Below are 26,140 nucleotides of genomic sequence, written 5' to 3' on the forward strand. Positions count from 1 at the left end.
TTCGTGTAATGCGCTGCCCCCCAAGGGGGCCGCTGCGCCTGCGGCCCGGCAAAGCCGGTTCCGCGGCCCCTGCTTGCCTTTGGCTGCGTGCTTGGCGGTGTGCTGCTGCTTCTCCGCCTGAGGCCTGATCATGGCCACCAAACGCATCGGTGACGAACCCGCCTACGTCCTCCACCGCTACGACTGGAGCGAGTCCAGCCTGATCCTGGAGGTATTCACCCGCAAGTACGGGCGGGTGGCGCTGGTGGCGCGGGGGGCTAAAAAGCCCAGTTCCAGTTTCCGGCCTATTTTGCTGCCGCTTCAGCCGTTGCATATTGCCTTCGGCGGTGACGCGGAAATCCGCACCCTCAAGAGTGCCGAATGGCAAGGTGGGCATGTGATGCCGACCGGCGATGCCTTGCTGTCGGGTTACTACCTCAATGAGCTGCTGATGCGCCTGCTGGCCCGCGACGACCCGCACCCCGTGCTGTTTGACGCCTACGCGGCCACGGTGCAATTGCTTGCCGCGCAGAGTGCCGAGACCCTGCAGCTGGCCTTGCGCGCCTTCGAGTTGCGGCTGCTGCGCGACATAGGCCTTTTGCCGCTGCTGGACGCCGAAACCGCCACGCTGGCGCCGCTGGACCCGGACACCGGCTATGTACTGGTGCCCGAGGCGGGCCTGCGGCAGGCGCATGACGACGACCGCGTCAGCCTGCCCGGCGGGCAATGGCAGGCGCTGCAGCAGGCGCTGGGCGACGAGTCCCTGTTTTCCGACACCGTGCGGGCCTGTATCCCGGGCTTCAATGAGCTTAAAACCCAGCTGCGCGGCCTGCTGCACTACCATTGTGGCGTCAAGGTCCTGAAAACCCGGCAAATGATGATGGACCTGCAAGCTTTTTAACGAGCCACCGCCATGAAAATCCTTTCGCCCGTTCCCGTCGTGTCCCATGCGCACGACAAGACCGCACTGTCGGTCAATGTCAACAAGGTCGCCTTGCTGCGCAATTCCCGGCACCTGGACATTCCCAGCGTGCTCCGCGCCGCCGAACTGTGCCTGGAGGCCGGTGCCCAAGGCATCACGGTGCATCCACGGCCCGACGAGCGCCACATCCGCCGCGACGACGTCTTTGAGCTCGCGGCGCTGATGAAGGACTGGCCCGACCGCGAATTCAACATCGAAGGCAATCCCTTCCAGAACCTCATGGATTTTGTGCACGACCTCGCCGCCCGCGGCCTGCCGCTGCACCAGTGCACCTTTGTGCCCGACAGCGAAGACCAGTTCACCAGCGACCACGGCTGGAGCTTTCCCGAGGACGCCGAGCGCCTGCGGCCTTTGATCCAGCAGGCGCACGATCGCCGCGTGCGCGTCAGCCTCTTCATGGATCCGGTGCCCGAAGCCATGGCGGCGGCCAAGGCCGTGGGCGCCGACCGCGTGGAGTTTTATACGGAAACCTATGCCCGCGCCTGGGCTGGTTCCGAAAAAGCGAAGGTGCTGGCCCGTTTTACCCTGGCGGCGCAGGCTGCGGCGGCCGCCGGCCTGGGCATCAACGCCGGTCACGACCTGAACCGTGACAACCTCACGGAGTTTGTGCGTGAAGTGCCGGGCGTGCTGGAGGTGTCCATAGGCCACGCCCTGATCGCCGACGCGCTGGAGTTGGGCTACGCCGCCACCGTCAGAAGCTATCTGGCCAGCATAGACCGGGCGTTCGTTTCTGCATGATCTACGGCATTGGCACTGATATTTGCGACGTGCGCCGCATTCGCGCCAGCCTTGAAAGGCACGGCGAGCGCTTTGCCAAGAAGATACTGGCGGACGGCGAACTGGCCACCTGGAAGGCCCGCAGCGCGCGCTGGCCGGACCGCGGCGTCAGCTACCTGGCTACCCGTTTTTCCGCCAAGGAGGCTTTCAGCAAGGCGATAGGTATGGGCATGCGCATGCCCATGACCTGGCGTTCCTGCGAGATCGCCAAGGCTGCGAGCGGCAAGCCCGAGATCGTGTTGCACGGCGCGCTCAAGGCCTGGTTCGAGGCGCGCCAGCTCACCGCCCATGTCACCGTGACCGACGAGACCGATTACGCCGCCAGTTTCTGCGTGGTGGAAAAGCTCTCCTGACCCTCAACGGAACCCCCACTCCGGATTTTTTATGACCCAGCACGCCCCCCTCATCATCGATATCGCCGGCCACGCGCTCACCAAGGCCGACCGCCGGCGCCTGAAACACCCGCTGACCGGCGGCATCATCCTGTTCGCCCGCAACTGGAAGGACCGCCGGCAGCTGTCCGACCTGTGTGCCGAGATCAAGGACATCCGCGAGGATTTGCTGATCTGCGTGGACCACGAAGGCGGCCGCGTGCAGCGCTTCAAGACCGACGGCTTCACCCACCTGCCGCCCATGCGCGAGCTGGGCCTGCTGTGGATGAAAGACCAACTGGCCGCCACCAATGCCGCGACCGCCTGCGGTTATGTGCTGGGCGCCGAGTTGCGCGCCTGCGGCGTCGATTTCAGCTTCACACCTGTGCTGGACCTCGATTACGGTGAAAGCGGCGTGATCGGCGACCGCGCCTTCGGTCGCGACCCGCGCGTCGTCACGCTGCTGGCCAAGAGCCTGATGCACGGCCTGCTGCAGGCCGGCGTCGCCAACTGCGGCAAGCACTTCCCCGGCCACGGTTTTGTCAAGGCCGACTCCCACACCGACATCCCCGTCGACAAGCGCAGCCTCAAAGCCATACTGGCCGACGATGCCGCGCCTTACGGCTGGCTCAACACCACGCTCAGCAGCGTGATGCCCGCCCATGTGATCTATCCCAAGGTCGATGCCCGACCGGCCGGTTTCTCCAGCCAGTGGCTGAACTTCATCCTGCGCAGCCAGCTGGGCTTCGGCGGTGCGATTTTCAGCGACGACCTCAGCATGGCCGGTGCCCGCCTGATCGACGGCAAGGAAGTCAGCTATAGCGAGGCGGCCGTCACGGCACTCAACGCCGGCTGCGACATGGTGCTGCTGTGCAACCAGTCCGTAGGCGAGGGCCAGCCTGTCGACGAACTGCTGGACGGCATGTCCGAGGCCCTGCTCAAGGGCCAGTGGGAAGCCATGGAAGCCAGCGAGTTGCGGCGGCTGGCGCTGCTGCCGCAGGGGAGGGCGTTTGGCTGGGATGAATTGATGGTGCAGCCGGCGTATATGCATGCGGTGGGGTTGATTCCCTGATACCGCGGCCTGCTGGCTGCTAAACCTCAGGCCGCCTGGCTTCCTGGCCAAGCCAGCTTACCCACCACGTCCATGTGCGTGAGGTAGACCCGCAAATCAAACTCATACTGGTGATACTGCGGCTCCATATGCGTACACAACTGGTAGAAAGCCTTGTCATGGGCCTTCTCCTTGATGTGGGCCAGTTCATGGACCGCGATCATCCGCAAAAACTCCACGGGCACGTCCTTGAACAAGGTGGCCACGCGGATCTCGCGTTTGGCCTTGAGCTTGTTGCCCTGCATGCGTGACACGGTGGTGTGCGTGCCCAGCGCGTGGGCGATCACGTGGAGCTTGCTGTCGAAGGCCACCTTGGACAGCGGCTCGGAACTGCGCAGGAAATCGTTCTTGAGATCCATCACGTAGTCGTACAGCGCCTTGTCGGTCCGCACGCCGTGGCCCTGGGGGTATTTGGTGAGCAACACTTCGCCCAGCCGGCCCTGGGTCAGCAATTGCTGAACCTGGGTTTGCAAGTTGTCCGGATAGCCGGCGAGGTATTTGAGCGGTGCCATGAATTCTTTAACCAGCATAAGCCGCGGAACCGGCTTTGCCGGGCCGCAGGCGGCCCCCCCGGGGGGCAGGGAGCGACACGAAGTGCGCGGCCGTGGGGGCTAACTCTCGCGGCGCAGCGCTGGGAACAGAATTACGTCGCGAATGCTGGCGCTGTCGGTCAGCAGCATCATCAGGCGGTCGATCCCCACGCCGCAGCCGCCTGTGGGGGGCATGCCGTATTCGAGGGCGCGCACGAAGTCGTGGTCGTAGAACATGGCTTCGTCGTCGCCGCTGTCCTTGGCCGCCACCTGGGCATTGAAGCGGGCGGCCTGCTCTTCGGCGTCGTTGAGCTCGCTGAAGCCGTTGCCGAACTCGCGGCCGGTGATGTAAAGCTCAAAACGCTCGGTCACCTCGGGCCGGCTGTCGTTGGCGCGCGCCAGCGGCGAGATTTCCGTCGGATGTTCCATGATGAAGGTCGGTTGCCAGAGCTTTTCCTCGACCAGTTCCTCGAAATACAGCACCTGCAGGCTGGCCAGCGAACGGGTCGAGAGGCGGTCTTTTTCTTCGTTCATGCCCAGCTTTTTAAGGGCGTTGGTCAGCCAGGCCGCGTCATCGACGTGCTCGCCGGCTTCGGTATGCTTGAGGATGGCTTCGCGTATCGTCAGCCGCTCAAAGGGTTTGGCGAGGTCGACTTTTTCTTCCTTGCCGCCGTAGCTCAGCTGCAGCGTGCCAACGGCTTTTTGTGCCGCGTCGCGGATCAGCGCCTCGGTGAAGTCCATCAGGTCGTTGTAGTCCCAGTAGGCCGCATAGAACTCCATCATGGTGAATTCGGGGTTGTGCCGTACCGAGATGCCCTCGTTGCGGTAGCTGCGGTTGATCTCGAAGACACGGTCAAAACCGCCGACGATCAGGCGCTTGAGGTAGAGCTCGGGCGCGATGCGCAGGAACATCTCCTGGTCCAGCGCATTGTGGTGCGTCTTGAAGGGTTTGGCATTGGCGCCGCCCGGGATAGGGTGCAGCATGGGCGTCTCGACCTCGAGGAAATCGTGCTTGACCATGAATTCGCGGATCGAGCTGACGGCTTTGCTGCGCGCGGTGAAACGCTTGCGCGCCTGTTCGTCGGTGATCAGGTCCACATAGCGCTGGCGATATTTCTGCTCCTGGTCGGCCATGCCGTAAAAATCGCCGGGCAGGGGGCGCAGGCTCTTGGTCAGCAGGCGCACGCTGGTGGCATGGATGGACAGCTCGCCGGTTTTGGTCTTGAAGACCTTGCCTTCGGCCGCCACGATATCGCCCAGGTCCCAGTGCTTGAAAGCGGCATAGAGCTCTTCGCCGATCTCGTCGCGCGTGAGGAAAATCTGGATGCGTCCGGTGCTGTCCTGCAGCGTGGCAAAACTCGCCTTGCCCATCACGCGCTTGAGCATCATGCGGCCGGCGATCTTCGCGGGAATCGCCTCGGCGGCCAGTGTCTCGCCGTCCTTGCCACCGTGCGCTGCGTGCAGCTTGCCCGCATGGTCGCTCGGCTTGAAGTCGTTCGGGAAGGCCACGCCTTTGCCGTCCGCCTGGTCTTTGCGCAAGGCCTTGAGCTTTTCGCGGCGCTCGACGATCAGCTTGTTCTCGTCTTGTGGCGCGGGGGTGGCGGTGGGCGTATTCGGCTGGTTGGACATAAGGTCAAGTTTTCCGGAAAGGGGTCGAAAGGTGCCGGGCGCCGGCCCACGCGAGGTGGGTCCGAAAAGCGCCGAATTGTCGATTTTAAGTTTTTACAGGGGCGTTTTGGCCCGGTCGCCTGAAAAGGCTTTGGGATCGCCCACAGATCCCTACAGCGCGATGCCGGTGCGCTCCAGGATGTCGCTTACCAGTTCCAGCCGCATCAGGGGGTTGTCCAGCTGCATGAGGCGCTGCTTGAGCTCCAGGGGGATGGGCAGCAGCTCGCACCAGCGGTTGGAAACCCAGCCGCAGTCGTCCAGCCGGTAAGGCGACTGCAGCGGCATCTGGGCCTGAGGTATGTCGCGCACCTGCAGGCTTTTGATCAGCCTGCCCAGCGCGTCGGCCGCGGCTTGCAGGTCGGGTGGAATGGCGACGGGCTGGTCGTCTTCCAGCCGGGTGACGTCGGCGATCCACAGGCCGTGCTTGAGTTTTTCGCGGCGGGAGATTTCAAAGCGCTGCGCGCCGGTGCAGCGTATGGTCATCAGGCCCGGCTGGGGGATAGAGAATTCGGTGATGGTGGCCAGGGTTCCCACGCTGCTGAAGGCCTCGTGCGCAAAGCCGTCGCCCGTCGGGGCACCGGCATCGGCGGGGCGGCGGACCTCGGATCCTTCGATGAGCGAAACCACGCCGAAGGGCGCGCCGGCCTTGTGGCATTTGCCGATCATGTCGAGGTAGCGGACCTCAAAAATACGCAACGGCAAGACACCGCCGGGGTACAGCACCGCACCCAGCGGAAACAGGGGAAGGGAGCTCAGGGTCAAGGCTTCTGACATGGTCTCATCGTGCTCTGGGGTGCCGTGAACCACATCATCCCATGTGACCCGCGCTGCAAATTTTTCGTGCGGCTAATACGCCTTGCTTGAGGGGCTTTTCGGGGGACGCAGGGCCTGCCGGTTTCTCAGCTGACGGCATCCGCAGGCTGGCGCAGCAGCATGGCCAGGGAGTTGGCCACGGTCTTGCGCAGTTCCCTGCGGTCGCAGATGAAGTCGATCGCGCCCTTGGTCTGCAGGAACTCGGCGCGCTGGAAACCTTCCGGCAGCGTGACGCGCACGGTCGATTCAATCACGCGCGGGCCGGCAAAACCGATCAGGGCCTTGGGCTCGGCAATCACCACGTCGCCGACAAACGCGAAGCCGGCGCTCACCCCGCCCATGGTCGGGTCGGTCAGCACGCTGATGTAAGGCAGGCCTTTTTTGGCCAGGCGCGTCAGGGCGGCATTGGTTTTGGCCATTTGCATGAGGCTGAGCAGGCCTTCCTGCATGCGCGCGCCGCCGGTGGCGGTAAAGCAGATGAAAGGTACTTTTTGCTCGATGGCTGCGTGCACGCCGCGCACAAAGCGCTCGCCCACCACGCTGCCCATGCTGCCGCCCATGAAGTCGAACTCAAAGCAGGCCACAACCACGCCTATGCTGTGCACCGCGCCGCCCATGACGACCAGCGCGTCGGTTTCCTGGGTGTTTTCCAGGGCTTCCTTGAGGCGTTCTGGGTATTTGCGGCTGTCCTTGAATTTCAGGGCATCGACCGGCAGCACTTCCTGGCCCAGCTCGTAGCGGCCTTCCGGGTCCAGGAAGGCGTCCAGCCGCGCGCGCGCGCCTATGCGGTGGTGGTGGCTGCACTGCGGGCAGACGTTCTGGTTTTTCTCCAGGTCGGTTTTGTAAAGCACCGCTTCGCAGCTCGGGCACTTGATCCACAGGCCCTCGGGCACCTGGCGGCGTTCCGTCGGGTCGGTGGGGCTGATTTTGGGGGGGAGAAGTTTTTCTAGCCAAGACATGAAGTCAGTCCTTGTGGTGTCGGGCGGCGCCTGGGGCCTTGCCGGGCGAAAAGCGCAATTATGCGCCGGTTTGCCCGGTGTCCGGCCCCAGGCCGGCCCGCTTGAAAGTCAGTCCAAAGCAGTACGGATTTCCTGCAAAAACGCCTGCGCGGTGGCGGCCACCTTGTCGCGGGGCTGGTTTTCGATCAGCTGGATGATTTTGCTGCCTATGACCACGGCATCGGCCACCTTGCCGATAGCCTTGGCCGTGGCGGCGTCGCGTATGCCGAAGCCCACGCCCACGGGCACGTTCACATGCTTGCGTATGCGCGGCAGCGTGGTTTCGACGGCCGCGACATCCAGCGTGCCGGCGCCCGTCACGCCCTTCAGCGAGACGTAATAGACATAACCGCTGGCAACCTCGGCCACCTGTGCCATGCGCGCGTCAGTGCTGGTGGGCGCCAGCAAAAAGATCAAATCCATGTTGTGCGCGCGCAGCCGGGCGGCGAACTCCACGCATTCCTCGGGCGGGTAGTCGACGATGAGCACGCCGTCCACGCCGGCCTGGGCTGCATCGCGGATGAAGGCGCTTTCCGTCTTGCTGCCGCCGTGCTTGATGTCGTAGCGCTCCACCGGGTTGGCGTAACCCATCAGGACCACCGGTGTGCTGCCATCTTTGCTGCGGAACTGGCGCACCATCTCCAGCACCTGGGCCAGGCCGACACCGAAGGACAGGGCCTTGTCGCCGGCTTTCTGGATCACCGGGCCGTCGGCGCTGGGGTCGGAAAATGGCACGCCCAGCTCGATCACGTCGGCGCCGCCGGCCACCATGGCATGCATCAGCTCGGGCGTGACGTCGGCAAAGGGGAAGCCCGCGGTGACGTAAGGAATCAAGGCCTTGCGGCCCTGGCTTTTGAGCGTGGAGAAGGTGGCAGCAATGCGGCTCATGATTGCACCCCGCTGCCCTTTGCCCCGTTGGCGCTGGCCGAAGCCGCGCCGCCCTTGACGGACAGGCCGCGCATGGAAGGCCGGTCGTAGAAGTCGGCGCCCGAGAGGTCGGCCACCGTGCCTATGTCCTTGTCGCCCCGACCCGAAAGGCAGACGAGCAGGCTCTGGTCGCTGCGCATGCTGCGGGCCATCTTCATGGCGCAGGCCACGGCATGGCTGGACTCCAGCGCGGGAATGATGCCTTCGGTGCGGCACAGGTAATGGAAGGCCTCCAGGGCTTCCTTGTCGGTGATGCCGACGTATTCGGCGCGGCCTATGTCCTTGAGAAAGGCGTGTTCCGGGCCCACGCCGGGGTAGTCGAGCCCGGCGCTGATGCTGTGGGTCTCGGTGACCTGGCCGTCCTCGTTTTGCAGCACATAGGTGCGGTTGCCGTGCAGCACGCCCGGCAGGCCGCGCTGCAGCGAGGCCGAATGCTTGCCGCTTTCCAGGCCCTCGCCGGCCGCCTCGACGCCGATCAGGCGGGTTTTAGCGTGCTGGATATAAGGGTGGAAGATGCCCATGGCATTGCTGCCGCCGCCCACGCAGGCGATCACCGCGTCGGGCTGCTTGTTGCCGATGAATTCCGGCATCTGTTGCAGGCATTCGGCGCCTATCACGCTCTGGAAGTCGCGCACCATCATGGGGTAGGGGTGGGGGCCCGCCACCGTGCCGATGATGTAGAAGGTGTTGTCCACGTTGGCGACCCAGTCGCGCATGGCCTCGTTGAGCGCGTCCTTGAGCGTCTTGCTCCCGCTTTCGACCGGCACCACCGTGGCGCCCAGCAGGTTCATGCGGTAGACATTGGGGCTCTGGCGCTTGACGTCCTCGCTGCCCATGTAGACCACGCACTCCAGTCCGTAGCGCGCGCAGATCGTGGCGGTGGCCACGCCGTGCTGGCCGGCGCCGGTCTCGGCGATGACGCGCGGCTTGCCCATGCGGCGCGCCAGCATGGCCTGGCCTATGGTGTTGTTGATCTTGTGCGCGCCGGTGTGGTTGAGGTCCTCGCGCTTGAGGTAGATCTGCGCGCCGCCCTGTTCGCGACTCATGCGCGCGGCATGGTAGATCGGGGAAGGGCGGCCCACGAAATGCGCCAGCTCGGAATGGAATTCGGCGATGAATTCCGGGTCGTGCTGGTACTTGGCGTAGGCGGCCTTCAGTTCGTTGATCGCGTGGGTCAGCGTTTCCGAAACGAAACTGCCGCCGTAAATTCCGAAATGGCCTGAAACGTCAGGCTGGTGGTACTCGTACATGATGGGGACTCTTTGCAAGTAACTCGTCGGCGGCGCGCACGGCCGCGACGAACTGGTTGATTTTGTCGGCGCTTTTGATTCCCTTGGAAACCTCGACGCCGGAACTGACATCAACGGCCAGCGTCGTGCAACGCGGCCAGACTTGCGAAATGCCATCGATCACGTTTGCAGGCGTCAATCCACCAGACAAAACGAGGTGAGCGTTGACGTTTGGAGGAAGAAGTGACCAATTGAATGTTTTCCCGCCGCCGCCATAACCCTCGACATGAGCGTCGAGCAGGATGGCTTGTGCGGCCTTGAAGTCCTGGGCGTATTTTACGAGATCAAAGCCGCCTGGGTTGCCCGGGGTGTTTGGGGCGGTTTTTTCATCAAGCGGAATGCGCGCGGCGCGCATGAAGGGTCGACCGGCCTGCAGGCAGGCTTCGGGCGTTTCGTCCCCGTGAAATTGCAGAAAAGCCGTGGGCATGAGGGCGCAGGCGGCGCTGATGCGGGCCGCGGGCGCGTTGACGAAGAGCAGCACCGGGGTCACAAAGGGCGGCAGGCGGCGGGCCAGTTCGGCGGCGCGTTCGGCCGTCACATGGCGCGGGCTGGCCTCGTACATCACAAAGCCGACCGCATCAGCCCCGGCCGCCACGGCGGCGTCCACGTCTTCCTCGCGGGTCAGGCCGCAGATCTTGATGCGGGTACGGGTGATCGGGGTCGGTGTCATGGCAGCCAATCATAGGCCGCTGTGCGACTTGGGAGGCCGTAGTGGTCTTCATAGACCGGCCCCAGGAAATACAAACCGTCCGGCGAAAACGTCGGCGCGGCGGCATCGCGGCTGCGCGCGGCCATCACGCCGGCCAGCCAGTCCGGCGGGTAGCTGCCCTGGCCTATGGCGACCAGGCAGCCCATGATGTTGCGGATCATGTGGTGCAAAAAGGCGTTGGCTTCGAACTCGAAGCGCCAGTACCGGGCTCCAGGCTCCCCACGGTGCGAGATCGTGATGCGGCTGATGGTTTTGACCGGGGACTTGGCCTGGCATTGCGCGGCCCGGAAGGAGCTGAAATCGTGCTCGCCGACCAGGTGGGTGGCGGCCTGACGCATGGCCGCCTCGTCCAGCGGCCGGTAGACCCAGCCGACGCGCCCGGCTTCCACGCTGGGGCGCACCGGCGACTCCAGCACCACGTAGGCATAGCGGCGCGCGATGGCGCTGCCGCGGCAATGGAATTCGTCCGGGACTTCGCGTGCCCATTGCACGGCGATGTCGACCGGCAAAAAGGCGTTGGTGCCGCGCACCCAGGAGGCGATGTCGCGCTGCACAAAGGTGTCGAAGTGCACGACCTGCATGAGGCCGTGCACGCCGGCGTCGGTGCGGCCGGCGCAAAGGGTGCGGATCGGCTGGGCGGCGAATTTGCCGAGCGCCAGCTCCAGCTTGTCCTGGACCGTGTTGCCCGAAAGCTGGCTCTGCCAGCCTTCGTAGCCGCTGCCGCTGTAGCTGATGCCGAGTGCGATCCTCACAGGCGGGCACGCAGTGAACGCAGCGCGTTCAGGCTGCGCTCACGACAGTGCGTTCAGGAAAGCCTGCGCCTTGACCTTCAGCGGGCCCTTGGCTTCGGCCATCACCTCTTCGGCCAGGGACCTGGCGCCATCGGAATCGCCGAGCGAACGGAATTCCTCGGCCAGCAGGAATTTGGTTTCCAGCGGGTCTCCCGATACGGACAAGGCTTCCTCGGGATGGGCGGGGCTTTCCGTGGTGGGGCCGTTCAGGTCCAGCGACAGCGAACCGAGGTCGAACTCCAGCATGCCGCTGTCAGCCGCGGGTGCCGGTGCCGCTGCTGGCGCAGGGGCCGGCGCGGGCGCTGCCGCTTTCACGGGGGCGGGTGCCGGTTTGGGCGCCGGTGTGAACGGTTCGGGCGTGAAATTCAGGCCTTCGTCGAGGAAAGACGCGTCGGCCGCGGCCGGGGCGGGTTTGGCGGCCGGCGGCGTCGCCGTCGGGAGCGCCACCGTGGCACTGCCGAAATCCATGTTCAGGGGAGCGGGTTCCGGTGCCTTCATGGCCACTGTGGGCTCAACGCGCACAGGTGCCGGCGGCGGCGGAGGCGGGGCCGAGATGGCTGCCGGGGTGGTCGGCTCACTGGGTTCGTCACCGAGCGAGAAGTCCAGGTCGAGGTCAACATCCACCGAAGGCGTGGGCGCGGGGACATGCGCCGGTTGTGCCACCATGGCCACGGTGCCGCCCGGGCTGAAGGCCGAGGTGCTGCCGCCGTGGCCGGAGCCGGCGGGCTGCCCGCCTGGCTGGTACATCGGGTTGGCGGGGTCGAGTTCGCGGCCCATTTCGGTGATGTAGGCCCACTCGGGACCGCTACCGTGAGTGAGGTTGAAAGCCTCGATGGCGACGGTCTCAAACGCCTTGCTGTCGCGGCGCTTGGCGTAGATTTCCATCAGCTTGGCATGGATGGCCACACGCATCGGGCTGGTGCGCATCGCTTCCTTGAGGATTTCCTCGGCCTGCAGGTCACGTCCATAGGCCAGGTACACATCGGCTTCGGCTACGGGGTCGACGTCGCCAGCGGCATCCAATTGACTGGGCGAATACACCAGGGACGAGCCCGTGGCGTTGCCTTCATTCGTGTCAATTCTTTGGCCGCCGCTGGCGCCGAAAAAAGAATCGGGCTGCAGCCTGCTTTCGAGGAAGGAACTGTCGACCTGGGCCGCGCCGCCGCGCTGGCGATAGCGGTAAAAGCCGAAACCGGCGAGCAGCAACAGCAGGCCGCCGGCGATGGGCAGTATCAGCGGGTTGTCGAGCAGTTCGTCGAGCAGGCTGGGTTCAGGCGGGGGTGGTGGCGGTGGCGCCACGGGTTTTTTGGCAGCAGCCACAGGCGGTGTGACCGCAGCGCTGGCGGCCGGGGCCGGTTCGGAGGCCGAAGCCATCGGGGCAGGGCTGGCGGAGGCGGATGCCGCTGCTGCGGAAGCGGAGGCTGCTGCTACTGGTGCGCTGGCGGCGGTTGCTGGCGGTGTGACGGCGGCAACAGCCGGTGCCGGTGCCGGTGCCGGCGTGATGGCTGGCGTGGATGCGGGTGCGGCAGGGGCGGCTGCCGCGGCAGGAGCCGGTGCGGCCGCGGGGGTCGGCACGCTGGCGGGTGCGGGAACGGCGACGCCAGGGGCTTTGGTCGCACTGGCCGCGGGCGCCGCCGCAGGAGCCGCGCCCAGCTTGTTCAGTTCGCTGATGTTCTTGGACAGTTCGGCCACCCGTGTAGAGGCTTCCTTGGCCTGGCGTTCCTTGGCGATCTTGTCTTCGGCCGCCGTCGGAGCTGCCTTGCCCTGGACTGCGCCCTTGGAGAGGGTCAGCTTGTCGGGTGTGCTGCTGGCAGGCGCGCGGTCTTCGACCTTGGCCTGCACCTTGCCGCCGGCCTGGCGGTCGGCGCTGGCCACCTGGGTGGCCGGCACGCCTTCGGCCAGTTTGCGGCGGAAGCTGTTGAAGTCCTTGCTTTGCGCGACGATGGTCTGGCTGGCTTCACCGGCGGCAATCGCGCCGGCCGTTTCGGCGCTCGGGATGTCCAGCACGGCGCCGGATTTGATGCGGTTCACGTTGCCGCCGATGAAGGCGTCCGGGTTGCTGCGCAGCAGGGCCACCAGCATCTGGTCCAGCGACACGCTGGCGGGCTTGTTCTGGGCGGCAATCTTGCCGGCCGTGTCGCCGGTCTTGACGGTGACTTGTTTGTCTCCGCCGGCGGGTACTTTTTCGAGAGGCGCGGCGGGAGCCTTGGCGACCGGCGCGGGCCGGGTGCTGGGGCCGGCCGGCGGCGAGTAGGGGATGGAGGCAATGCCCTTGGCCGGCGGCGCCGCGGGGCGGGACGACAGGACCGGTGCGGTGGGCGCGGCTGCGGAGCTGCCCGAGCGCAGGGCCGGCGGGTCGAACAGCATGGTGTAGTCGCGCGTGATACGGCCGTTGGCCCAGCTGGCTTCCAGGATCAGGTCGACAAACGGTTCGGTGACGGGGCGGCTGCTGCTCAGGCGCAGAAAGGAGCGGCCATCGGCGCGTTTTTGCAGGCTGACCTCGACGCCGGAAACCACACTGCCGTATTCAAGCCCTGCGGCCTTGAAGGTGTCGGGCGGGGCCACGCCGGCCTTGAGGCTGGACGCTTCATCGGGCCTGATATCGGCGATTTCGATTTCCGCGCGAAGGGGCTCGCCCAATGCCGACTGAACCGTGATTCGGCCCAGCGCGAGCGCGTGGGCCTCCAGACTTGCCAGGCTGCCGAGCAGTGCAATGGCACTTGCCAGGGCGCCTATACGCCAACGACCGCGATTATTCATGGGGTTGTGAGCCTCCAGTGCTCGGTCTGCATGTAACTTTATTCTGCTTATGCGCACAAAAACCTCGATGCGAATTTTCGAAAAACAACCTTAACATCAAGGCATTAGGCTGACAAGCTAAGACACCACTTAAGTTTTGACACAGCGAGTTAGCAGCAACTTACAAGTTTCGGATGTTGTCTGACGACAACGTCTTGTGACATGTAGTTACTGATGGGCGGCTGTATGTTGGCAGCCGCTCACCTGCATTATTTCAGGCCTGCAGCAGGATGCGCAGCATGCGGCGCAGCGGCTCGGCGGCGCCCCACAGCAGCTGGTCGCCCACCGTGAACGCACCCAGGTAGTCAGGGCCCATGGCCAGCTTGCGCAGGCGGCCCACAGGGATCTGCATGGTGCCGGTGACGGCCACAGGCGTGAGGTCCTTGATGGAGGCCTCGCGTGTGTTGGGCACGACTTTGACCCACTCGTTGTCAGCCGCGATCATGGCCTCGATGTCGGCCAGCGGCACGTCCTTCTTGAGCTTGAAGGTCAGCGCCTGGCTGTGGCAGCGCATCGCGCCTATGCGCACGCAGAAGCCGTCGACCGGGGTTTCGGCCGTGCCGAAGCTCGCGCCCTGGCCCAGGATCTTGTTGGTCTCGGCGCCGCCCTTCCATTCTTCCTTGCTCATGCCGTTGCCCAGGTCCTTGTCGATCCAGGGGATCAGCGAGCCGCCCAGCGGCACGCCGAAGTTGGCGGTCTCACTGGCGCTCAAGCCCTGTTGTTTGGCCAGGATGCGGCGGTCGATTTCAAGGATGGCGGACTTCGGGTCGTCCAGCAGCGAGCGGACTTCGCTGTTGAGCGTGCCGAACTGCGTCAGCAATTCGCGCATGTGCTGCGCGCCGCCGCCCGAAGCCGCCTGGTAGGTCATGCTGGTCATCCACTCGACCAGGCCGGCCTTGTACAGCGCGCCCACGCCCATCAGCATGCAGCTGACCGTGCAGTTGCCGCCAATCCAGTTGCTGCCGCCCTTGGCCAGCGCGTTCTGGATCACCGGCAGGTTGACCGGGTCCAGGATGATGACGGCGTCGTCGTTCATGCGCAGCGTAGAGGCCGCGTCTATCCAGTGACCCTTCCAACCGGCTGCGCGCAGCTTGGGGAAAACTTCGGAGGTGTAGTCGCCGCCCTGGGCGGTGATGATGACGTCGCACTTCTTGAGCGCTTCAATGTCAAAGGCGTTTTTGAGCGTGGTTTCGTTCTTCGCCTGGGCGGGGGCTTTGCCGCCCGCGTTGGAGGTCGAGAAGAACACCGGCTCGATCAGGTCGAAATCGCCTTCGGCCTGCATGCGGTCGATCAGCACCGAGCCGACCATGCCGCGCCAGCCGACGAGCCCTGTGAGATTGCCTTTGAGTTTCATTGGAACTGCCCCTTCAAAAAGTCAAAAATATGGCTTTTGGGCCCGGCTCATCGAGCCGGCAGGGCACGACGAACCAGGCTTGCTAGCCTTTAATGGTGGTCGTTTTGGTGATCTGGGCAAGAACCGGCGCGCCATGACCCGCGCGCAGGGCGGCGGGGCAGTGGGTGAAAGCGGGGTTTTTGCGCATAAGTGTCAATTGTAGCCAGGCTTGGCTTTGCCGAGGCTGACAGCCGCCTCAAACCATCGGTAAAACCGTGGTTTGAGGCGGTTTGCGGCGAAAAAACGTCAGCTCAGCGCTTTGACGACCGCGTCGCCCATCTGCACCGTGCCGACTTTGGTCGTGCCTTCGCTGTAAATGTCGGGCGTGCGCAGGCCCTGGCTCAGTACCGCATCCACGGCTTTTTCGATGCGGGCGGCGGCTTCGGGCTGGTTCAGGCTGAAGCGCAGCATCATGGCCGCGCTCAAAATCGTTGCCAGCGGATTCGCCACGCCCTTGCCGGCGATGTCGGGCGCGCTGCCGTGGCTGGGCTCGTACAGGCCCTGGTTTTTGTCGTTCAGGCTGGCCGAGGGCAGCATGCCGATGGAGCCGGTCAGCATGGCGGCGGCGTCGCTGAGGATGTCGCCGAACATATTGCCGGTGACGACCACGTCAAACTTTTTGGGCGCCTTGACCAGCTGCATCGCGGCGTTGTCCACATACATATGGTCCAGTGCGACGTCGGGGTATTGCGTGCCGACCTCGGTGACCACGTCTTTCCAGAGCTGGAAGGTCTCCAGCACATTGGCCTTGTCGACGCTGGTCACGCGCTTGCCCCGCTTGCGGGCGGCCTGGAAGGCGACGTGGGCGATGCGTTCGATCTCGGGGCGCGAATAGCGCATGGTGTCGAAAGCCTCTTCCGCCCCGGGAAAGTGGCCGTCGGGCGAGACGCGGCGGCCGCGCGGCTGGCCGAAGTAGATGTCGCCGGTCAGTTCGCGGATGATGAGGATGTCCAGGCCGGACACCAGCTCGCGCTTGAGGCTGGAGGCGTCCACCAGTTGCGCGTAGCAGATCGCCGGGCGGAAGTTGGCGAACAGCCCCAGGTTTTTGCGCAGGCCCAGGATGGCCTGCTCGGGCCGCAGCGGCCTGTCCAGTTTGTCGTACTTCCAGTCGCCGACCGCGCCGAAGAGCACGGCGTCGGCTTCTTTGGCGAGCTTGAGCGTGGCCTCGGGCAAGGGGTGGCCGTGGGCCTCGTAGGCGGCGCCGCCGACCAGCGCGCTCTCGGTTTCAAATTTGAGGTCCAGGGCCTTCAGGACCTTGACGGCCTCGGCGACGATTTCGGTGCCAATGCCGTCACCCGGCAGGATTGCGATTTTCATGGTGCAGTCTTTGGATGGCTGCGCGCCCCTCTATGAGGCGACGCGCAGCGGATGCGTGAAAGGAAGGGGTGTTCAGCCCGCGACGGTGTGGTTCAGCCAGGGTTTGGTCGCCAGGCGCTCGGCTTCAAAGGCCTTGATCTTGTCGCTCTGGCGCAGGGTCAGGCCGATGTCGTCCAGGCCGTTGAGCAGGCAGTATTTGCGGAAGGCCTGCACCTCGAAGGGGAGTTCTTCTCCCTGCGGCTTGACGATCACCTGGCGCTCCAGGTCCACCGTCAGCTGGTAGCCGGGAAAGGCCAGCGCCTCGTCGAACAGCTGGGCCACCTGCGCTTCGGGCAGCACGATGGGCAGCAGGCCATTCTTGAAGCTGTTGTTGAAGAAAATGTCGGCGTAGCTGGGCGCGATGATGGCGCGAAAGCCGTATTGGTCCAGCGCCCAGGGCGCGTGTTCGCGCGAAGAGCCGCAGCCGAAGTTCTTGCGCGCCAGCAGGATGGAGGCGCCCGCATAGCGCGGCTGGTTCAGCACGAAGTCGGGATTGGGTTTGCGCGTGGCCGGATCCTGGCCGGGAAAGCCCGCATCCAGGTAGCGCCATTCGTCGAACAGGTTGGGGCCGAAGCCGGTCTTGCGTATCGATTTGAGGAACTGCTTGGGAATGATGGCGTCGGTGTCGACGTTCTCGCGGTCCATGGGGGCCACGAGGCCCTTGTGTATGGTGAATTTTTTCATTTACTTCTTCGCCGCGTTTTCGATTTTCTCGCCGACTTTCTGGACGTCCTGGCCGACACCGCGGAAGGTGTTGCAGCCGGCCAGCAGCAGGGACATGGACGCCAGCGACAGCGCGAGCAGGGTGGTGATTTTTTTCATGGAAAGTTCCTCCTGTGGCTCGGGTTAGACAAACTTGCGGATATCGACAAAGTGGCCGTGCACGGCCGCCGCCGCCGCCATGGCGGGGCTGACCAGATGGGTGCGTCCGCCGGCGCCCTGGCGGCCCTCGAAGTTGCGGTTGCTGGTGGAGGCGCAGCGTTCGCCCGGCTCCAGCCGGTCGGCGTTCATGGCCAGGCACATGGAGCAGCCCGGTTCGCGCCATTCAAAGCCGGCAGCCACAAAAATCTTGTCCAGGCCTTCACGCTCGGCCTGCTCCTTGACCAGGCCGGAGCCCGGTACCACCAGCGCGAGCTTGACGTTTTTCGCGACCTTCTGGCCAATCTTCTTGATCACGGCGGCGGCTTCGCGCATGTCCTCGATGCGGCTGTTGGTGCAGGAGCCTATGAACACCTTGTCGATGTAGAGGTCGTTCAGCGCCTTGCCAGGCTCCAGGCCCATGTATTTCAGGGCGCGTTCGATGGCATCGCGCTTGTTGGCGTCTTTTTCCTTGTCGGGGTCGGGCACGCGGTCGTCAATCGACAGCACCATTTCGGGCGAGGTGCCCCAGGTGACCTGCGGCAGGATCTGGCTGGCGTCGAGCTCGACCACGGCATCGAATTTCGCGTCGGCATCGGAGTGCAGCGTGTTCCAGTACTTGACGGCCATGTCCCATTCGACGCCGGTGGGCGACAGCAGGCGGCCCTTGACGTAGTCGATGGTTTTCTGGTCGACGGCGACCAGGCCGGCGCGCGCGCCGGCTTCAATCGCCATGTTGCAGACCGTCATGCGGCCTTCCATGCTGAGCGCGCGTATCGCCGCGCCGGCGAATTCAATCGTGTAGCCGGTGCCACCTGCTGTTCCGATCTTTCCAATGATCGCCAGCACGATGTCTTTGCCCGTGAGGCCGGGAGCGAGCTTGCCCTCGACTTTCACGAGCATGTTCTTGGCCTTCTTGGCCAGCAGGGTTTGCGTGGCCATCACGTGCTCGACCTCGCTGGTGCCTATGCCGTGCGCCAGCGCGCCGAAGGCGCCGTGGGTGGAGGTGTGCGAGTCGCCGCAGACCACCGTCATGCCGGGCAGGGTGGCACCGTTTTCGGGGCCGATCACATGCACGATGCCCTGGCGCTTGGAGAGGAAGGGGAAGAAGGCGGCCGCGCCGAATTCCTTGATGTTGCTGTCCAGCGTGGTGATCTGTTCCTTGCTGACCTGGTCGGTGATGCCGTCGTAGCCGAGTTCCCAGCCGGTGGTGGGGGTGTTGTGGTCGGCGGTGGCGACGATGGAGCTGATGCGCCAGACCTTGCGGCCGGCCTCGCGCAGGCCTTCAAAGGCCTGCGGGCTGGTGACTTCGTGCACCAGGTGGCGGTCTATGTAGAGGATTGACGTGCCGTCGTCTTCGGTATGAACGACGTGCTCGTCCCAGATCTTGTCGTAAAGGGTGCGTCCCATGGTTTTCCTTCGTGGTCTCTCGTTGCCGTTTGTGTTTGTGTTTGTCGTTGCAGGTGATTTTAGGCGGCCGCACCGACGGGGACGGTCCCGGTTTGGGCCGGTTTGGCGCGGGGCGCCGGCGCCGCGGGTTGCGTCAGGTGCTCCACCAGCAGCCGGGCCGTCAGCGGCAGCGTGGAAAAGTCGCGGGCGACCAGCTGGATCTGGCGCTCCGCCCAGCTGTCCAGCAGCGGTATGGATTCGAGCTCGCCGACGCCGTGCGTCAGCTCAAAGGCGCGCTGCGGCATCACGCCCACGCCCAGGCCGTTGTGGATCATGCGGCACATGGCGTCCAGGCCGGTCACGTGGATGCGCAGCTTGATGGTGCGGCCCAGCCGGGCCGCGGCCTCGCGCATGGCCAGGTAAATCGAGCTGTTGGAATGCAGGCCGACCTGGTCGTAGTCGAGTGCCGCCTCGAAGCGGATGGCGCCTTGCGCGCACAGTGGGTGGCCCCTGGGGACGATGAGCACCAGCTTGTCGCTGCGGTAGGGCAGTATCTGCAGGTCGCCCGCGCCGTCGGCGGTGTTGCAGATGCCCAGGTCGGCGGCGCCTTCCTGCACCGCGCGCACGACCTCGGTGCTCAGGTGCTCCTCGAGGTCTATCTTGATGCCGGAATGCTCGCGCGTGAAAGCCCCCAGGTCTTCGGGCAAGAACTGCACGATGGCCGAGATGCTCGCGTGCACGCGCACATGGCCGCGCACGCCGTCGGCGTACTCGCTGAGCTCGCTCTGCATTTTTTCGAGGCTGAACAGCACCGAGCGCGCATGGTGCAGCAGGCTTTCGCCGGCCGGTGTCAGGTCGACACCGCGGGTGTGGCGGTACAGCAGCGGGGTGTCCAGCGTGGCCTCGAGGTCGGAAAGGCGCTTGCTCACGGCCGAGGCGGCGATGAATTCGCGCTCGGCGGCCTTGCCTATGCTGCCCAGCTCGCACACGGCCACAAAGAGCTGAAGCGAGGTCAGGTCTATGCGGCGGGCAAAGTTGCGTTCTGAGCTTTTCATGGGCGTGGGGCTTGTCGTCATCGCGTTAGACGACGATGAATCGCTATTTTGCCGCTAAGAATAGGATTTTGTCATCGCAATACGCGATGGCCCGCTTGCCGGCAGGCGTTTCCCGGCCGGGGCGTAAAAAAGCCCGCCGATGCTGCCATCAGGCGGGCTTTGCGCAAAGCGCAGGCTTGCTTAGCGCTTGGCCAGCGGCTTGACCTGGCGGGTCGTGGCGCCGGTGAACAGCTGGCGCGGGCGGCCGATCTTGTACTCGGGGTCGCCGATCATTTCATTGAGCTGGGCGATCCAGCCGACGGTGCGGGCCAGCGCGAAGATCGCGGTGAACAGCGGCACGGGGATGCCGATGGCGCGCTGCACGATGCCGGAGTAGAAGTCGACGTTGGGGTAGAGCTTGCGCGAGACGAAGTAGTCGTCCTCGAGTGCGATTTTTTCCAGGGCCATGGCCAGCTTGAACAGCGGGTCGTTTTCCAGGCCCATTTCCTGGAGCACTTCCTTGCAGGTTTCCTGCATGAGCTTGGCGCGCGGGTCGTAGTTTTTGTAAACGCGGTGGCCGAAGCCCATCAGCTTGACGCCGGAGCTCTTGTCCTTGACCTGCTTGATGAATTCGCCGATTTTCTCGACGCCGCCCTGTTTCTGGATGTCGCCCAGCATGTTGAGGGCTGCTTCGTTGGCGCCGCCGTGGGCCGGGCCCCAGAGGCAGGCCACGCCGGCCGCGATGGCGGCAAACGGGTTGGTGCCGGAGGAGCCGCACAGGCGCACGGTGGAGGTGGAGGCGTTCTGCTCGTGGTCGGCGTGCAGGATGAAGATGCGGTCCAGCGCGCGTTCGAGCACCGGATTGACCTTGTATTCCTCGCACGGCGTGGCGAACATCATGTGCAGGAAGTTGCCGGCGTAGCTCAGGTTGTTCTTGGGGTACATGTAGGGCTGGCCCACGGTGTACTTGTAGGCCATGGCGACCAGGGTCGGCATCTTCGCGATCAGGCGGATCGCGGCGATTTCGCGGTGTTCCGGGTTGTTGATGTCGGTGCTGTCATGGTAGAAGGCCGACAGGGCGCCGACCAGGCCGGTCATGATGGCCATGGGGTGAGCATCGCGGCGGAAACCACGCAGGAAGAACTGCATCTGCTCGTTGACCATGGTGTGGTTGGTCACGCGGTGCACGAAGTCGGCTTTCTGAGCCACATTGGGCAGCTCTCCGTACAGCAGCAGGTGGCAGGTTTCCATGTAGTCGCAGTTGGTGGCCAGCTGCTCGATGGGGTAGCCGCGGTACAGCAGCTCGCCTTTGTCGCCGTCGATGTAGGTGATGGCCGACTGGCAGGAAGCGGTCGAAAGGAAACCGGGGTCGTAGGTGAACATGCCGGTCTGGGCATACAGCTTGCGGATGTCGACGACGTCCGGGCCGACATTGCCCTGGTACACCGGCAGTTCAATGCTGGGGCTGCCGTTGCTGAAGGACAGGGTGGCTTTGTTGTCAGCTAGCTTCATTTCTTGCTTCTTTCTTTCGTATCAGTGTCAAATTGGGACGGGCTGGGAATCACGGAGCCGGGGTCGAGGGCTGCAGCAACTTTAAAACGTCATGGGCTTCAGAAGTAGAGGCGCTTGCCTTGGCCGATTCGTCCGCCAGCTGGCCAGCGGCCTTCCGTTTTAACAGCAGGTCGAGCAGGTCGTTGTCGGACAAATCCATTAAATCACTCAACCCTTTAGCCTGCCTGACGGTCAGGGTGGCCTCGTGGCCCTGGAAGAAGCGCGCTATCAGCAGGTCGTTTTCCAGCAGGCCGCGCCGACAGCGCCACTTGAGCTTGCTCAGGGCGCGCTCATCGAGCAGGGCGTCGGCGGTTTCCATAGTGTCGGGTCGGTCAGCGAACGGTCAGACTGTCCTCAAAACCATCATTTCCTTGATCTTGCCGATGGCTTTCGTCGGGTTCAGGCCCTTGGGGCAGACGTCGACGCAGTTCATGATGGTGTGGCAACGGAACAGGCGGTAGGGGTCTTCCAGGTTGTCCAGGCGCTCGGCGGTGGCTTCGTCGCGGCTGTCGGCGATGAAGCGGTAGGCCTGCAGCAGGCCGGCCGGGCCGACGAACTTGTCGGGATTCCACCAGAAGCTGGGGCAGGAGGTCGAGCAGCTGGCGCACAGGATGCACTCGTAGAGGCCGTTGAGTTCGTCGCGCTCTTCGGGGCTCTGCAGGCGCTCTTTTTCGGGCGGCACGTTGTCGTTGATCAGGTAGGGCTTGATCGAGTTGTACTGCTTGAAGAACTGCGTCATGTCGACGATCAGGTCGCGCACCACGGGCAGGCCCGGCAACGGCTTGAGCACGATGACTTCGGGCAGCGTGCGCATATTGGTCAGGCAGGCCAGACCGTTCTTGCCGTTGATGTTCATCGCGTCCGAACCGCAGACGCCTTCGCGGCAGGAGCGGCGAAAGCTGATGGACGGGTCCTGCGCCTTGAGCTTCATCAGCGCGTCCAGCAGCATGCGCTCATGGCCGTCGAGTTCCACCTCGATGGTCTGCATGTAGGGCTTGGCATCGGTATCCGGGTCGTAGCGGTAGATCTTGAAGGTGCGTTTGGTCATGGGGTTCTCGCTTCTTATGGGGTCGCAGGCCGTCTGTCGTGTCTGTTTTTAGAACGTGCGCGTCTTCAGCGGCACGGAATCGACGGTCAGGGGCTTCATCTGCACCGGCTTGTAAGCCAGGCGGCTGCCTTCGCTGTACCACAGCGTGTGCTTGTGCCAGTCGGTGTCGTTGCGACCGTTCGGGTGCTCCGGCGTGTCGCCGTAGTCGTCGACCGAGTGCGCGCCGCGGCTTTCCTTGCGGGCGGCGGCCGACACGATGGTGGCTTGCGCGGCCTCGATCAGGTTTTCAACTTCCAGGGCCTCGATGCGCGCGGTGTTGAAGATCTTCGACTTGTCTTTCAGGCCGATGCGGTTGACGCGCTCGCGCAGGGCGGCGATCTTGGTCACGCCCTCATCCATGATGGCCTGGGTGCGGAACACGCCGGCGTGCTGCTGCATGGCGGCGCGCAGGTCGTTGGCCACGTCCTGCGCGTATTCGCCGTCGGTCGCGTTGTCCAGGCGCGCGATGCGGGCCAGGGTCTTGTCGGCGGCGTCGGCCGGCAGCGGCTTGTGCGTGGTGGTCTTGGCGAACTCGACGATGTGGTTGCCGGCGGCCTTGCCGAAGACCAGCAGGTCCAGCAGCGAGTTGGTGCCCAGGCGGTTGGCGCCGTGCACGCTGACGCAGGAGCACTCACCCACCGCGTAAAGGCCGTTGACCACCTGGCTCTGGTTGTTGGCGTCCTGCGTGACGACCTGGCCGTGGATGTTGGTCGGGATGCCGCCCATCTGGTAGTGGATGGTGGGCACCACGGGAATCGGTTCCTTGGTGATGTCGACGTTGGCGAAGTTGTGGCCGATCTCGAACACCGAGGGCAGGCGCTTCATGATGGCGTCCACGCCCAGGTGGGTCATGTCCAGCAGGATGTAGTCCTTGTTGGGGCCGCAGCCGCGGCCTTCCTTGATTTCCTGGTCCATGGAGCGCGAGACGAAGTCGCGCGGCGCCAGGTCCTTCAGCGTGGGCGCGTAGCGCTCCATGAAGCGCTCGCCGTTGCTGTTGCGCAGGATCGCGCCTTCGCCGCGGCAGCCTTCGGTCAGCAGCACGCCGGCGCCGGCCACGCCGGTCGGGTGGAACTGCCAGAACTCCATGTCTTCCAGCGGGATGCCGGCGCGCGCCGCCATGCCCAGGCCGTCGCCGGTGTTGATGAAGGCGTTGGTCGAGGCGGCGAAAATGCGGCCCGCGCCGCCGGTGGCCAGCAGCGTGGTCTTGGCTTCAAAAATGTGGACGTCGCCGGTTTCCATTTCGAGGGCGGTCACGCCCACGACGTCGCCCGCCGCGTCGCGGATCAGGTCCAGCGCCATCCACTCGACGAAGAAGCTGGTTTTTTCCTTGACGTTTTGCTGGTACAGCGTGTGCAACATGGCGTGGCCGGTGCGGTCGGCCGCGGCGCAGGCGCGCTGCACGGGTTTTTCGCCGTAGTTGGCGGTGTGGCCGCCGAAGGGGCGCTGGTAAATCGTGCCGTCGGGGTTGCGGTCAAAGGGCATGCCCATGTGCTCGAGGTCGTACACGACCTTGGGCGCTTCGCGGCACATGTATTCGATCGCGTCCTGGTCGCCGAGCCAGTCGGAGCCCTTGACGGTGTCGTAGAAGTGGTAGTGCCAGTTGTCCTCGCTCATGTTGCCGAGCGAGGCGCCTATGCCGCCCTGCGCCGCGACGGTGTGCGAACGCGTGGGGAACACTTTGGAGAGCACGGCCACGTTGAGGCCGGCGCGCGCCAGCTGCAGCGATGCGCGCATGCCGGAGCCGCCGGCACCGACGATGACGACGTCAAATTTGCGCTTGGGGAGTTGGGAAGTTGCGGTCATGATTTTTGTGGGGGTGTCGGTCTTCTTGTCGGATCTGGAGGGCGGTGGCTCAGAGGCGCCACAGCACCTGGATGCCCCAGCCGGCGCAGGCCACGAGCCAGACGATGGTGAACACATTCAGGACCAGCTTGATGGAGGCCGGCTTGATGTAGTCCATCCAGATGTCGCGCATGCCGACCCACACGTGGTAGAGCAGGGCGATGATGACCGTGAAGGTCAGCACCTTCATCCATTGCGCCGAAAAGATGCCGGCCCATTTGTCGTAGCCGATGGGGCCCTTGCTGAAGATGACCTGGGCCAGCAGCAGCACCGTGAAGAGGGCCATCAGGGCCGCAGTGACGCGCTGCGCGAGCCAGTCGCGCAAACCGTAGTGGGCGCCGACAACAATGCGCTTGGAGCCGTAGTTAACTGCCATTTTTTATGCTCCTTGTGATCAGTAAAGGCCGAACAGCTTGGCGCCGAGGACCAGTGTCAGGGCGATGCTCGCGGCCAGCGTGAAGATGGCGGAGGATTTGCCGAATTCCTTGCTGACGGCGGCGTGGCTGACGTCCATCCAGAGGTGGCGCAGGCCGGCGATGAAGTGGTGCAGGTAGGCCCAGATCAGGGCCAGGGCCGCGAGCTTCCAGAGGAAGCCGGGCAGGCCCAGCATGCCGATATTGAAGGCGGCCTTGAATTTTTCGAAGGAGATCTCGGAAGAGATCGAGGTGTCGAACATCCAGATGATGAAGGGCATCAGCAGGAACATGATGAAGCCGCTGATGCGGTGGAGGATGGAAACCCAGCCTGCGGGCGGCAAACGATAGGAAGGGAGGTCGGAGAGCGCGTTGATGTTGCGGAACTCGGGCCGCTTGGGACGCTGTTTGGATGCCAGCTCTGTCATTTTTTTAGGCTTTCGTGGGGGGGTGTAACTGATGGGTAACCGGGGATGCAATTACAGCTAAACAGCCGAATTCTATTGCAACGCAACAATAAGCTTACAAACGATTGCAGCTTCTTGATGAATCCCGTCAACTAAGGTCGTTTTTGTAGTGATGGGTGTCGGTGCGGTACAGGCCCCGGCGCAATTCCATGGGCAGGTCGTTGTAGGTAAAGGCGATGCGCTCCACGCTGAGCAGCGGCGCGCCCACCGGCACGCCGAGCAGCATTGCGGATGCTTCATCGGCCGCGATGGCGCGGATTTTTTCCTCGGCGCGCACCATACGCACGCCGAACTCGGTTTCAAACAGCGCATACATGGGGCCGCGGTGGGTGGCCAGCCGCTCGGCGGTCAGGCCCTTGAAGGGGCCGCCGGGCAGCCAGACGTCTTCGAGGATGGTCGGCGTGCCCTGGAAAGCCAGCACGCGGCGCAGCTGCAGCACGGCGTCGCCGGTGCGCAGCGACAGCGGGCGGGCGATGTCGGCGGGCGCGCGCAGGCGCTTGCAATCGATGATCTGCCGCTCGGCCGGGCCTTCGCTGTTGGTGTCGCCGCTGTCGGGCATGAGGCGCAGGAAGCGGTACTGCACATGCTGCTCGGCATGCGTGGCCACAAAGGTGCCCTTGCCCTGGCGGCGCACCACCAGGTTTTCGGCGGCCAGCTCGTCAATCGCCTTGCGCACCGTGCCCTGGCTCACGCGAAAGCGCGCGGCTAGGTCCATCTCGCTGGGGATGGCTTCGCCGGGTTTCCATTCGCCGGCCTGCAGGCTTTGCAGGATCAGCACCTTGATCTGCTGGTACAGCGGGCTGAAGGCCGGCGCCACGCCCGCCGCCGCGCCGGCATCGCCGGCGAGGGCGGCGGGATCGGTCAATGAGGACGTATGGATGGCCATGGCAACAGTTTGGCGGCGGTTAACGGCAGGTTGAGGCGACGCCGCGGCGGGCGCGCGGCATCCCGGGAAATAAACTCCGAATCAAGCCCGAATCATATCTTATATAAGACATAAGACAAA

The 26,140-nt window shown here is 64.4% G+C and carries 26 protein-coding genes; 4 read left to right on the forward strand and 22 right to left on the reverse strand.

What is annotated here, in order from left to right; all coding sequences use genetic code 11:
• Window positions 1-127 precede the first annotated feature (127 nt).
• From recO to nagZ, 4 genes are read left to right on the forward strand one after another with little or no spacing between them, the layout of a single operon-like run.
• Window positions 128-880: a DNA repair protein RecO gene (recO, locus tag PMI15_RS08205; RefSeq protein ID WP_193372143.1), complete on the forward strand. Its 753-nt coding sequence runs from the start codon at window positions 128-130 to the stop codon at window positions 878-880.
• Between the two features lie 12 nt (window positions 881-892).
• Complete coding sequence (locus PMI15_RS08210; protein ID WP_007866580.1) at window positions 893-1,699, forward strand: pyridoxine 5'-phosphate synthase; 807 nt, start codon at window positions 893-895, stop codon at window positions 1,697-1,699.
• Entirely contained in the window at window positions 1,696-2,091 is a 396-nt protein-coding gene (gene acpS, locus PMI15_RS08215; protein ID WP_007866581.1) for a holo-ACP synthase, read from the forward strand. Before PMI15_RS08210 ends, acpS begins: the two co-directional genes overlap by 4 nt.
• A 31-nt stretch (window positions 2,092-2,122) precedes the next feature.
• Entirely contained in the window at window positions 2,123-3,181 is a 1,059-nt protein-coding gene (gene nagZ / locus PMI15_RS08220; RefSeq protein WP_007866583.1) for a beta-N-acetylhexosaminidase, read from the forward strand.
• 26 nt (window positions 3,182-3,207) lie between these two features.
• Here nagZ and PMI15_RS08225 read toward each other — a convergent pair whose 3' ends face one another.
• From PMI15_RS08225 to PMI15_RS08330, 22 genes are all read right to left on the reverse strand, one after another.
• The gene (locus PMI15_RS08225) at window positions 3,208-3,732 is read right to left on the reverse strand and encodes a YgjP-like metallopeptidase domain-containing protein (RefSeq protein WP_036838071.1); all 525 of its coding nucleotides are present in this window, start codon (window positions 3,730-3,732) and stop codon (window positions 3,208-3,210) included.
• 99 nt (window positions 3,733-3,831) lie between these two features.
• Window positions 3,832-5,379 carry a lysine--tRNA ligase gene (lysS, locus tag PMI15_RS08230; protein ID WP_007866587.1) on the reverse strand — a complete coding sequence of 516 codons (1,548 nt, stop codon included), beginning with the start codon at window positions 5,377-5,379 and terminating at the stop codon, window positions 3,832-3,834.
• 150 nt (window positions 5,380-5,529) lie between these two features.
• Entirely contained in the window at window positions 5,530-6,192 is a 663-nt protein-coding gene (locus tag PMI15_RS08235; RefSeq protein ID WP_007866589.1) for an LON peptidase substrate-binding domain-containing protein, read from the reverse strand.
• Window positions 6,193-6,317: 125 nt separating this feature from the next.
• The gene (gene accD / locus PMI15_RS08240; protein WP_007866591.1) at window positions 6,318-7,190 is read right to left on the reverse strand and encodes an acetyl-CoA carboxylase, carboxyltransferase subunit beta; all 873 of its coding nucleotides are present in this window, start codon (window positions 7,188-7,190) and stop codon (window positions 6,318-6,320) included.
• 108 nt (window positions 7,191-7,298) lie between these two features.
• Window positions 7,299-8,117 carry a tryptophan synthase subunit alpha gene (gene trpA / locus PMI15_RS08245; protein WP_007866594.1) on the reverse strand — a complete coding sequence of 273 codons (819 nt, stop codon included), beginning with the start codon at window positions 8,115-8,117 and terminating at the stop codon, window positions 7,299-7,301.
• The gene (trpB, locus tag PMI15_RS08250) at window positions 8,114-9,406 is read right to left on the reverse strand and encodes a tryptophan synthase subunit beta (RefSeq protein WP_007866597.1); all 1,293 of its coding nucleotides are present in this window, start codon (window positions 9,404-9,406) and stop codon (window positions 8,114-8,116) included. Before trpB ends, trpA begins: the two co-directional genes overlap by 4 nt.
• Window positions 9,384-10,115 carry a phosphoribosylanthranilate isomerase gene (locus tag PMI15_RS08255; RefSeq protein WP_007866600.1) on the reverse strand — a complete coding sequence of 244 codons (732 nt, stop codon included), beginning with the start codon at window positions 10,113-10,115 and terminating at the stop codon, window positions 9,384-9,386. Before PMI15_RS08255 ends, trpB begins: the two co-directional genes overlap by 23 nt.
• Window positions 10,112-10,906 (reverse strand): tRNA pseudouridine(38-40) synthase TruA, encoded by a 795-nt coding sequence (truA, locus tag PMI15_RS08260; protein WP_007866603.1) that lies wholly within the window; start codon window positions 10,904-10,906, stop codon window positions 10,112-10,114. Before truA ends, PMI15_RS08255 begins: the two co-directional genes overlap by 4 nt.
• A 39-nt stretch (window positions 10,907-10,945) precedes the next feature.
• Entirely contained in the window at window positions 10,946-13,705 is a 2,760-nt protein-coding gene (locus PMI15_RS08265) for a FimV/HubP family polar landmark protein (RefSeq protein WP_007866606.1), read from the reverse strand.
• Window positions 13,706-13,958: 253 nt separating this feature from the next.
• Complete coding sequence (gene asd, locus PMI15_RS08270) at window positions 13,959-15,098, reverse strand: aspartate-semialdehyde dehydrogenase (protein ID WP_007866627.1); 1,140 nt, start codon at window positions 15,096-15,098, stop codon at window positions 13,959-13,961.
• 285 nt (window positions 15,099-15,383) lie between these two features.
• A complete protein-coding gene (leuB, locus tag PMI15_RS08275; protein WP_007866628.1) occupies window positions 15,384-16,454 on the reverse strand; it encodes a 3-isopropylmalate dehydrogenase in 1,071 nt (356 codons plus the stop codon).
• Window positions 16,455-16,526: 72 nt separating this feature from the next.
• Window positions 16,527-17,177, reverse strand: coding sequence for a 3-isopropylmalate dehydratase small subunit (leuD, locus tag PMI15_RS08280; protein ID WP_007866632.1), 651 nt, complete (start codon window positions 17,175-17,177; stop codon window positions 16,527-16,529).
• On the reverse strand, window positions 17,178-17,315 hold the full coding sequence (locus PMI15_RS08285) for an entericidin A/B family lipoprotein (protein WP_007866634.1): 138 nt from the start codon (window positions 17,313-17,315) through the stop codon (window positions 17,178-17,180).
• Window positions 17,316-17,339: 24 nt separating this feature from the next.
• The gene (gene leuC, locus PMI15_RS08290; RefSeq protein WP_007866636.1) at window positions 17,340-18,761 is read right to left on the reverse strand and encodes a 3-isopropylmalate dehydratase large subunit; all 1,422 of its coding nucleotides are present in this window, start codon (window positions 18,759-18,761) and stop codon (window positions 17,340-17,342) included.
• 59 nt (window positions 18,762-18,820) lie between these two features.
• Window positions 18,821-19,795 carry a LysR family transcriptional regulator gene (locus PMI15_RS08295; protein WP_036838063.1) on the reverse strand — a complete coding sequence of 325 codons (975 nt, stop codon included), beginning with the start codon at window positions 19,793-19,795 and terminating at the stop codon, window positions 18,821-18,823.
• A gap of 180 nt (window positions 19,796-19,975) precedes the next feature.
• Window positions 19,976-21,286: a citrate synthase gene (gene gltA, locus PMI15_RS08300; RefSeq protein ID WP_007866641.1), complete on the reverse strand. Its 1,311-nt coding sequence runs from the start codon at window positions 21,284-21,286 to the stop codon at window positions 19,976-19,978.
• Window positions 21,287-21,335: 49 nt separating this feature from the next.
• Entirely contained in the window at window positions 21,336-21,644 is a 309-nt protein-coding gene (locus PMI15_RS08305; RefSeq protein WP_007866643.1) for a succinate dehydrogenase assembly factor 2, read from the reverse strand.
• A 24-nt stretch (window positions 21,645-21,668) separates the two neighbouring features.
• Window positions 21,669-22,373 (reverse strand): succinate dehydrogenase iron-sulfur subunit, encoded by a 705-nt coding sequence (locus PMI15_RS08310; protein WP_007866645.1) that lies wholly within the window; start codon window positions 22,371-22,373, stop codon window positions 21,669-21,671.
• A gap of 48 nt (window positions 22,374-22,421) precedes the next feature.
• A complete protein-coding gene (gene sdhA / locus PMI15_RS08315) occupies window positions 22,422-24,215 on the reverse strand; it encodes a succinate dehydrogenase flavoprotein subunit (RefSeq protein ID WP_007866648.1) in 1,794 nt (597 codons plus the stop codon).
• A 49-nt stretch (window positions 24,216-24,264) separates the two neighbouring features.
• Window positions 24,265-24,630, reverse strand: coding sequence for a succinate dehydrogenase, hydrophobic membrane anchor protein (sdhD, locus tag PMI15_RS08320; protein WP_007866650.1), 366 nt, complete (start codon window positions 24,628-24,630; stop codon window positions 24,265-24,267).
• 18 nt (window positions 24,631-24,648) lie between these two features.
• Entirely contained in the window at window positions 24,649-25,095 is a 447-nt protein-coding gene (gene sdhC, locus PMI15_RS08325; RefSeq protein WP_007866652.1) for a succinate dehydrogenase, cytochrome b556 subunit, read from the reverse strand.
• Between the two features lie 127 nt (window positions 25,096-25,222).
• Complete coding sequence (locus PMI15_RS08330; RefSeq protein ID WP_007866654.1) at window positions 25,223-26,020, reverse strand: GntR family transcriptional regulator; 798 nt, start codon at window positions 26,018-26,020, stop codon at window positions 25,223-25,225.
• Between the last annotated feature and the right edge of the window lie 120 nt (window positions 26,021-26,140).

Origin of the sequence: Polaromonas sp. CF318 (assembly GCF_000282655.1) — a bacterium.
Classification (GTDB): domain Bacteria; phylum Pseudomonadota; class Gammaproteobacteria; order Burkholderiales; family Burkholderiaceae_C; genus Polaromonas.

Bases quoted from the DNA above. Each gene is read 5' to 3' on its own strand.
- PMI15_RS08295 (WP_036838063.1), bottom strand. From the start codon at position 19,795: ATGAAAAGCTCAGAACGCAACTTTGCCCGCCGCATAGACCTGACCTCG.
- lysS (WP_007866587.1), bottom strand. From the start codon at position 5,379: ATGTCCAACCAGCCGAATACGCCCACCGCCACCCCCGCGCCACAAGAC.
- accD (WP_007866591.1), bottom strand. From the start codon at position 7,190: ATGTCTTGGCTAGAAAAACTTCTCCCCCCCAAAATCAGCCCCACCGAC.
- trpA (WP_007866594.1), bottom strand. From the start codon at position 8,117: ATGAGCCGCATTGCTGCCACCTTCTCCACGCTCAAAAGCCAGGGCCGC.
- trpB (WP_007866597.1), bottom strand. From the start codon at position 9,406: ATGTACGAGTACCACCAGCCTGACGTTTCAGGCCATTTCGGAATTTAC.
- PMI15_RS08305 (WP_007866643.1), bottom strand. From the start codon at position 21,644: ATGGAAACCGCCGACGCCCTGCTCGATGAGCGCGCCCTGAGCAAGCTC.
- acpS (WP_007866581.1), top strand. From the start codon at position 1,696: ATGATCTACGGCATTGGCACTGATATTTGCGACGTGCGCCGCATTCGC.
- PMI15_RS08285 (WP_007866634.1), bottom strand. From the start codon at position 17,315: ATGAAAAAAATCACCACCCTGCTCGCGCTGTCGCTGGCGTCCATGTCC.
- nagZ (WP_007866583.1), top strand. From the start codon at position 2,123: ATGACCCAGCACGCCCCCCTCATCATCGATATCGCCGGCCACGCGCTC.
- leuC (WP_007866636.1), bottom strand. From the start codon at position 18,761: ATGGGACGCACCCTTTACGACAAGATCTGGGACGAGCACGTCGTTCAT.
- PMI15_RS08255 (WP_007866600.1), bottom strand. From the start codon at position 10,115: ATGACACCGACCCCGATCACCCGTACCCGCATCAAGATCTGCGGCCTG.
- leuD (WP_007866632.1), bottom strand. From the start codon at position 17,177: ATGAAAAAATTCACCATACACAAGGGCCTCGTGGCCCCCATGGACCGC.
- sdhC (WP_007866652.1), bottom strand. From the start codon at position 25,095: ATGACAGAGCTGGCATCCAAACAGCGTCCCAAGCGGCCCGAGTTCCGC.
- PMI15_RS08265 (WP_007866606.1), bottom strand. From the start codon at position 13,705: ATGAATAATCGCGGTCGTTGGCGTATAGGCGCCCTGGCAAGTGCCATT.
- leuB (WP_007866628.1), bottom strand. From the start codon at position 16,454: ATGAAAATCGCAATCCTGCCGGGTGACGGCATTGGCACCGAAATCGTC.
- PMI15_RS08310 (WP_007866645.1), bottom strand. From the start codon at position 22,373: ATGACCAAACGCACCTTCAAGATCTACCGCTACGACCCGGATACCGAT.
- PMI15_RS08225 (WP_036838071.1), bottom strand. From the start codon at position 3,732: ATGGCACCGCTCAAATACCTCGCCGGCTATCCGGACAACTTGCAAACC.
- asd (WP_007866627.1), bottom strand. From the start codon at position 15,098: ATGAAACTCAAAGGCAATCTCACAGGGCTCGTCGGCTGGCGCGGCATG.
- gltA (WP_007866641.1), bottom strand. From the start codon at position 21,286: ATGAAGCTAGCTGACAACAAAGCCACCCTGTCCTTCAGCAACGGCAGC.
- PMI15_RS08210 (WP_007866580.1), top strand. From the start codon at position 893: ATGAAAATCCTTTCGCCCGTTCCCGTCGTGTCCCATGCGCACGACAAG.
- sdhD (WP_007866650.1), bottom strand. From the start codon at position 24,630: ATGGCAGTTAACTACGGCTCCAAGCGCATTGTTGTCGGCGCCCACTAC.
- PMI15_RS08235 (WP_007866589.1), bottom strand. From the start codon at position 6,192: ATGTCAGAAGCCTTGACCCTGAGCTCCCTTCCCCTGTTTCCGCTGGGT.
- sdhA (WP_007866648.1), bottom strand. From the start codon at position 24,215: ATGACCGCAACTTCCCAACTCCCCAAGCGCAAATTTGACGTCGTCATC.
- PMI15_RS08330 (WP_007866654.1), bottom strand. From the start codon at position 26,020: ATGGCCATCCATACGTCCTCATTGACCGATCCCGCCGCCCTCGCCGGC.